The organism is Ammoniphilus resinae (genome assembly GCF_017873965.1).
In the GTDB taxonomy this organism is placed as follows: domain Bacteria; phylum Bacillota; class Bacilli; order Aneurinibacillales; family RAOX-1; genus Ammoniphilus_A; species Ammoniphilus_A resinae.
In genome coordinates this window covers 39,925-47,551 of sequence record NZ_JAGGKT010000025.1, presented here as the reverse complement: position 1 = coordinate 47,551, position 7,627 = coordinate 39,925, and the positions used below count along the sequence as shown (strand labels likewise).

Annotated in this window: 6 protein-coding genes; 2 read left to right on the top strand and 4 right to left on the bottom strand. The window is 41.3% G+C overall.

The genetic code is table 11. The features are described 5' to 3' along the window. Positions 1-265: 265 nt before the first annotated feature. From J2Z37_RS23085 to J2Z37_RS23070, 4 genes are all read right to left on the bottom strand, one after another. The gene (locus J2Z37_RS23085) at positions 266-2,410 is read right to left on the bottom strand and encodes a PAS domain-containing sensor histidine kinase (RefSeq protein ID WP_209812691.1); all 2,145 of its coding nucleotides are present in this window, start codon (positions 2,408-2,410) and stop codon (positions 266-268) included. A gap of 352 nt (positions 2,411-2,762) precedes the next feature. After that, entirely contained in the window at positions 2,763-4,037 is a 1,275-nt protein-coding gene (locus J2Z37_RS23080; RefSeq protein ID WP_209812690.1) for a sensor domain-containing diguanylate cyclase, read from the bottom strand. Between the two features lie 240 nt (positions 4,038-4,277). After that, positions 4,278-4,580, bottom strand: a complete 303-nt coding sequence (locus J2Z37_RS23075; protein WP_209812689.1) for a hypothetical protein — start codon at positions 4,578-4,580, stop codon at positions 4,278-4,280. Positions 4,581-4,663: 83 nt separating this feature from the next. Then, on the bottom strand, positions 4,664-5,434 hold the full coding sequence (locus tag J2Z37_RS23070) for an SDR family NAD(P)-dependent oxidoreductase (RefSeq protein ID WP_209812688.1): 771 nt from the start codon (positions 5,432-5,434) through the stop codon (positions 4,664-4,666). A 258-nt stretch (positions 5,435-5,692) separates the two neighbouring features. Between J2Z37_RS23070 and J2Z37_RS23065 the strand changes: the two genes are divergently transcribed. After that, complete coding sequence (locus J2Z37_RS23065; RefSeq protein WP_209812687.1) at positions 5,693-6,307, top strand: GntR family transcriptional regulator; 615 nt, start codon at positions 5,693-5,695, stop codon at positions 6,305-6,307. 161 nt (positions 6,308-6,468) lie between these two features. Then, positions 6,469-7,590, top strand: a complete 1,122-nt coding sequence (locus J2Z37_RS23060; protein ID WP_209812686.1) for a TRAP transporter substrate-binding protein — start codon at positions 6,469-6,471, stop codon at positions 7,588-7,590. The last annotated feature ends 37 nt before the right edge of the window (positions 7,591-7,627 follow it).

Genomic DNA, 7,627 nt, shown 5'->3' with positions numbered 1-7,627 from the left:
AAAGAAATGCACTTGACAGGATTAGTTTAGTGCGCAAAAAAACAAAAAGGGTGCTTAGGGGTTGACAGGTTTCGTTCATATCAGGGGGAGAAAATCACCCTAATCTAAAAAATCGCCTCAAATAAGGTGAAAGAGGGGGATTTTCCCCCATTCTATTAAAAACCTTGTAAACGTTTGCAACCCCGGATAGGGGGTGATTCCCCCCTTCTTTCCTCTAGGCTCGCTCCTTTTGGAAAAATAGGCGCAAAAACTCCCCCTAAGAAGCTTACTTCCCTTGCTCAACCGGCAGAATGACTTGTATGGTCGTTCCGTTATTTACTTTACTCATGATCTTCACGTCACCAGCGTGGTTTTCAATGATTTTTCTGCTTATCATAAAGCCTAATCCGGTGCCTTTTTCCTTCGTCGTGAAGAAAGGTTGCCCTAATTTTGCTAGGACTTCTTCAGGCATGCCGACTCCGTTATCGCAGAAGCTAATCGACATTTGTTTACTGTCTATTTTTTCTGTTCGAATAATGAGTCGGCCTCCGGATGGCATCGCATCGATGGCATTTTTTATATAATTGATAAAAACTTGTTTGATTTGGTTCTCATCACATTCAATGAAGGCCATTGTGGCCTCGAAATCCTTGACGATTTCTACATCATTCAGGATCGCCTGGGTACTTAACAAGGTAACGACTTGGTCTAACAGAAGGCTAATATCTTTTCTCACAAATTTGCTGACTTGGGGTTTTGCAAGCATCAGCAGTTCACTGAGGATCTGTTCGATGCGTTCAATTTCAGAAGTCATAATATCGAGATACTCTTTTTTATCTTCCATGCCTGACTGCATCAATTGAACAAACCCTTTAATCGCCGTGATGGGATTGCGAATCTCATGCGCGATTCCTGCCGCCAGTTGTCCGGCTACGGATAATTTCTCGGTTAATTGCAGCATTTCCTGTGACTTTTTCCATTGTGTTAGGTCTCTAATGGTGGAAGCCCAACCGTCGACCTTTCCACTTCCGTCGTAAATCGGCGACAGGTTGACCATGACATTCAGCTGGACGCCATCCTTTCTGAGGAGAATGAATTCAATCCCGTGCAAGGACCTGCCTGCTTTTACCTCTTCGCTATACTGTCTAACCTCACTTCTGTATCCCGCTGGGACCATAGGCAAGTCATCTAATTCAACACCAATGATCTCTTCCTTGGACCAACCAAAAGTCCGTTCAAAAGCTCTATTGGCCCGCTGGACAGTTCCGTGCACATTGAAGACCAAGATCGTGTCTTCATTGGTTTCGATAAAGGACTCCAGTTGCTGGGTTTTGGCTTGGAGTGTACTCTCTGCCTTTTTTCTAGGTGTGACATCGCGGCAGATTCCCGTTATGCCGATGACTTCCCCGCTGCTGTCGGTAATCGGCGAGAGGGTGGCACTGACATAGAGAAGTGTGCCGTCCTTCCTCTTGCGGATGGTTTCTAAGCTCGCTACCGAAATTCCCGCTTTTACACTTTGATGAATCTGGTCCATCAATTCTTTCATGAAATCAGGAATAATAGGCAGCTGTTCCCCAATGACATCTGCGGCGCGCCATTGAAACATCGTTTCAAACGCTGGGTTGACCTCCAACACGCGCTCTTCTAAATTAATCACCCAAATGGCATCGGCATTATTCTGAACAAAAGACTGAAGCCTTTCTTTCGTTTTGCGCAGTTCATTCTCCGCTAACTTTCGATCGGTAATATCGCGACTGATCCCGATTGCATGGATCATTTCGTCCTGCTCATCTTTCTTAATAGAGACGGAGGTCTCGACCCATACATAGTGACCGTTTTTATGTTTAACCCGCCGGGAAAAGGTGGTTCCGTCGATGTGATTCATCGAAGTGGAGCTTGTAAATTTCTTCGCGTCATGAGGATGCCAAAAATCATAACGGATGGAGCCGATCACTTCCTCCGGTTCATAGCCCAGCACGGTACGGATAGAAGGTGAAACATACACTACACGTCCTTCAGCGGATGTGATGGAAATCATGTCTTGCGTATTTTCTGTAATTAAATGAAATAGCTCTTCATGTTTCTGTTGCTCTAATTTTTTCTTCGTTACATCTTGAAAATAAATACTGAGCCCATTCGCCGAAGGATAGGCCTTTACATCAAACCAAGCATCCAGCGGAGCATAATAGGCATCAAAAGCAACAGGTGTCTGTTCCTGAACGGCCTGTTGATACTTCTCGAAAAATGGCAAATTCACTGCTTTAGGGAATTCCTGCCATACATTTTTGCCAACTAGATCATTGCGACTCCGAAAGAGCAGACGAGTGGCCTTTTCATTAACATAAGTAAAATTCCAATGTTGATCTAAGGCAAAAAATCCATCTTGAATTCTTTCTAATATCTCAAACGCATCTGTAATTGGAGCGCTCATCATGTTCCCCTTTTTCTTCGTATTTACCCACGTATACCCTAATGGGTATAATAGATAATAAACCAAGATAGTTAGTCTACTATCTTGGTTTATGTAATAGCTCAACGAAAGTTGTCTACATCATCATCCCAAAGGTCTAATATTATTCTATTTTCTGAAACGTGCAAGTATGTACGAAAACTGAGATCACGGCGTTGATCCATGCATCCTTTCTAATAGTAATTGAAATAGTCGATATTTTCAATAGAGTGGGTGGGGATTATGTATCCATCCAGACCTCGGGAAATCGGGTTTTTCCTTGGAATAAGTGCCTCTTTGTCGGCAACCCTAATCCCCCCGCTGTACTTCGAAGTCATTCCTCAGTGGAATAAACTTGAAAATTATTTCTCCCAAATTGTTTCGCGCGATACATGGCTTCGTCGGCTTTTTTTAACAATGTTTTAGCCGAGTTTCCATGTTCTGGATACAAAGAAATTCCGATGCTGGGGGTAACGATGACTTGACTGTTAGCCATGCCAAATGGCTTTTGAATCTCCTGAATAAATTTTTGTGAAATTCGGATCGCTTCAGCTTCATTCGCATGGGGGATGAAGATGGTAAACTCATCGCCGGCAAATCGGGACAAGACCCCACTCTCTTTGTTGCCAATACAGGTTTTACAGCGGACAGCAACTTCCTGGAGTAGAAGATCCCCTGCATCATGTCCTAAGGTATCATTCACTTTCTTGAAACCGTCTAAATCCATGAATAAAACAGCCATCTGTTCCATTTCACTGTCTTTCGCTTGAGTGATGGCACGAAATAGCTCTTTTTCAAAATAGCGACGATTAGGCAATCCAGTTAAAGGATCTTGAAAAGCCATGGCTTTGATCTTGTCATGTGCCATTTTTGATTCGGTAATATCAATGACTACACCATCAATTCGTCTCACGCGCCCAGATGAATCAGCAAGGGGAACCCCTCGATCCTCGACCCACCTTTCTTCACCATCACGTCTAATAATGCGATAGATCGCTTTGCTTGGCTGACCTGAGGATAATTGCTGATCCAAGTTTTCTGAAACCCAGCGATCCTCCGGATGGATCATTTCCTTCCACAAAGAAATCGGGTTCTCCAGAATCTCCTCACGGGTAATGCCATAAATCTTTTCTAGTGCGGTAGAAACATGGATAGACTGTTCCTGCACATCCAGAGACCAAATGGCTACATCGAGATGATTAAAAATATTTTGAAGCTGTTCTTTACTTTTAGTTAGCTCTTGGGTTACCGATTGAAGATGTGCTTTTTCCGCTTTCAGCTTTTCCATTAATAGACTTATAGGAACGATCAAAAGAATGTTGGCAAAGGCAAGTTCTGCAATAATGAATAGTTCATCTTTAGAAATGCCTTTCGGATCAATGAATTCCATGGTTAAATGAGCAGCCAAGAATAGGATAATGGAAAAAATTCCACCTTTTAATCCATAATAATACGAAAAAAATACGGAAGGAATCATATAAAGAAGCCAGGCAATGGCAGATACAACCTCTAGTAAAAAAGTATCCGCAGCAAAAAACTCAAATAAAATGGGGATTAAGAAGCAAATGAATAGGAGTAACCTGACTTTTATTGGAATGCGTTTTACCATGATGAATTCCCCCAGAAAGATGAAAGCTATCAATGTATTATAAAATATTTATCTTTTCTCTTCTATATAATAGAAAAGTGAAAAATTGGATAGGGGAAATAGGAGGGGTACATTCATGGAATACACTTTTGTGAATCTGAGGACCTCACGAGTTGTTAGATATTGAGGGGGCAATTTGAAGGGAAGACTAAGGATGGTTGATCAAGGCATAAGAAAGAAGGGTGGATGTGCCACCCCACCTTAAGTAATTGAAATGTCGTCACGGTATTCCCCGGTTTCATATCCGGAAGTTAATAAATGCTCAGCAAGAACGTCCCTGATTTCGTCGGCGCGTTCCCGGATTGCATCAATATTAATTTGATCAGGATCATCGAAACGAAATTCCAAGAAGCCTGTCATTCCCTTTTCGTGCCGACCCTGGAAAGGAACATCAGCCACTTGATTCATGCTCTCAATATGAGCCACTCCAGAAAACTGGGCGTTATTTTCTTCTTGGTTAAGATTATAATCGTGAATATCATACCCTCTGATTTGAATTGTCATCTATTTCCACTCCTTTCATCTCTTGTTAGTCTGATTCAATTGGTTATTTTTTATGAAAGAACCTACACGATTTTTATAGCTTACTAAAAACCATAAACACTCATCCCGCCATCGACAAAAAGTGTTTGACCCGTAATATAATTTGCTCCGTCAGAAGCTAAAAAAACAACGGGGCCTACTAGTTCTTCTAGGACTCCTATTCGTTTCATGGGTGTTCGGACGAGGATATCCTGTAAATATTCTTTCTTATCGAGTAGCTTCTCGGTAATTGGTGTACGGAAGTACCAAGGTCCGATGGAGTTTACTGTGATGCCATATGGGGCCCATTCCACTGCTAAATTTTTCGTCATTTGGATCATCGCAGCTTTCGTGGCACCATAAACTACTCCGGTTCGTAGGGAAACATGTCCGGCTACCGATGAGATGTTAATGATTTTCCCTCCACCATTTGATTGCATCACTTGGGCGACCTTTTGAGAGAGAAAGAATGCCGATTTTAAGTTTAGTTGCATCAACATTTCCCACTCTTCATTTGTCACATGATGGGCAGGCGTTCGAATATTTGTCCCTGCATTGTTAACAAGAATGTCGATCGTGTCTGCCCATTTTAGGGTTGTTTGGAGAATCTTATCTAGGTTATCCATTTCCGTGATATCCGCACGGATGGGATAGGCTTTACGTCCCAATCTTTCGATTTCTTCTGCTACCCCCCTTAGATCACCTTCTGACCTTGCAACGAGGACAACGTTTGCCCCAGCTTCTGCCAATCCAATGGCTAGAGCTTTTCCAATTCCACGTCCCGCTCCTGTAACTAAAGCAACTTTATCTTCTAAACGAAATGATGGTAAATACATCTTTGAACCCTCCCGTCAACTGATTCATTCTAAATTAAATTATATAGTTTTTAAGTTATAATTAAAATAAAATTGTTTTAAATATTATATTAATAAAATATAAATAAAAAATAATATAAAATTAGAATATTCAATTGACTGGAAAATAGAAAATTGCTACCATAGCCTTAATAACTAGATTCTGATGTGTAGCTCACATAAATAGAGGGGGGGTAAATAATAAAAAAGATTAATAAAAAAACGGTCCGATTCCGGGAATTGGCTTATGAGGAGATCCGTGGGGCAATTTTCAACGGGAATTTAAAGCCAGGCCAACTTATTGTTGAAACGGAACTCTCCGAAATTTTAGGGATCAGTCGTACACCCCTTAGAGAAGCTCTAGCCTTACTAGAACATGAAGGTCTAATTGAAACCATTCCTTATAAGGGGACCTTTATTGCTGGGCTAGATAGTAGAACCGTAAGAGAAATCTATGATATTCGTATGATTTTGGAATGTCGGGCAATCGAACTTTCAGTTGGGAAAATTCCAATGGAACTACTTCTTCAACTTGAGTCAGAGATTCTATCGGCTTTCTCTGAACAAGATTATAGATTACCAGTTTTACTGACGGGGAAAAAGTTGCATTATCTCATTTCCAACTACTCAGGTAATGAAACATTAGCAAAACTTATCTATACGTACACCGAAAAGATTCACCAGTATTTAATTACTGAACAAATTGTTTTTGAATTTAAACATTTAAAGCAGGAAACAGAGGAACATTTGGAAATTGTACGAGCCTTGATTGAAGAAAATGAAGTTTTAGCGAAAAAGAAGCTTTGGGAGCATTTGCACTTTACCCATCAAAGAACCCTACCCTATTTCCGCTAACTGGTACTTTAATGGTCATATTGTATACAATCATACGTTATGACAATGAGAAGAAAATGGTTTATCGATATGAGTTTGTCGGAAAGTGCTTAAAGTGACATACGTGATCAGCGATCATACCATATCCATTTCTTATAAAATTTTGGAGGTGCTCAATCTTAATGATCAATAAAAAATATTTTTTGTCGACAGCTATTTTTAGTATGTTAGCTCTATCGCTTGTAACAGGTTGCGGAGGTTCAACTAGCAGTTCAAGTTCTGGAGGATCTAACGGTGGGGCGTCTGGAGGCTCTTCAGATAACCAAAATTATCAAGGCACTAGTGAAAAACCGCAGGCAGAAGCTCCTAAATTTGAGAAGATGACAATTAAATTTGGACACAGCTCAGAAACAAGTGAACCCACGCACAAAGCAGCTTTAGCGTTTGCAGAAAAAGTTAAGGAAAGAACGGGTGGTGCTGTAGAAGTTAAAGTATATCCTGCAGAGCAAATCGGGGTTGAGCGGGATATGATCGAACAGACTAAATCAGGTGCCATTCAATTGGTATTCAGTTCACCTGGAGCCTTAGGTGTATTTAACCCGGAGATTGAAATCTTTAATGGACCGTTTCTATGGGATAACTGGGATCAAGCGAAGTGGGTAATGCGTGAATCCGATCTAGGAAAAGAAGTGTATGCAAATCTTGAAAAAGACCACGGATTAAAAGTTCTTGACCCAGCTTGGTATTGGGGTTGGCGTCATATCACGGCAAATAAAGAGATTCGCACACCCGCCGATATGGTCGGCCAGAAGTTCCGGGTTTCTAATGTTCCAATCTTTGTAGAGATGGGAAAAGCCATGGGAGCTAGCCCGACACCAATTAACTTCTCTGAGGTCTACACGGCTCTTCAGCAAGGGGTAGTAGATTCTCAGGAAAATCCAATCCCAACCATTTGGGCAAAGAAGTTTTATGAAGTGCAAGACTATGTCATGATGAGCGGCCATATGCTTCAGTCCAACCATGTGACAGCAAATGCAGCCTGGTTCAACGGCTTATCCCCTGAGCTGCAGCAAATTATCCAGGAAGAGATTACAGCAGCAGGCGATGCCATGACAGAAATGCAAATGGAAGCGGAAATAAGTGATTTAGAAAAAATCAAAGCTGAAGGTGTAAAGATCATTGAGGATGTAGATAAGAAAGCTTTTGAAGAAGCTACTCGGGGCGTTTACGACCTATTTGCCGATAAATGGGGAGCAGACCTTTATGATCGCGTACAAAAAGCAAAATCTGAATTTAAACCCTAATAGCTTAAACTAAAATGTCCCGGCTGTTATGCAGCTG

Excerpts from the sequence above, each read along its gene's own strand:
- J2Z37_RS23060 (WP_209812686.1), top strand. The coding sequence starts at position 6,469 with ATGATCAATAAAAAATATTTTTTGTCGACAGCTATTTTTAGTATGTTA.
- J2Z37_RS23080 (WP_209812690.1), bottom strand. The coding sequence starts at position 4,037 with ATGGTAAAACGCATTCCAATAAAAGTCAGGTTACTCCTATTCATTTGC.
- J2Z37_RS23075 (WP_209812689.1), bottom strand. The coding sequence starts at position 4,580 with ATGACAATTCAAATCAGAGGGTATGATATTCACGATTATAATCTTAAC.
- J2Z37_RS23070 (WP_209812688.1), bottom strand. The coding sequence starts at position 5,434 with ATGTATTTACCATCATTTCGTTTAGAAGATAAAGTTGCTTTAGTTACA.
- J2Z37_RS23085 (WP_209812691.1), bottom strand. The coding sequence starts at position 2,410 with ATGAGCGCTCCAATTACAGATGCGTTTGAGATATTAGAAAGAATTCAA.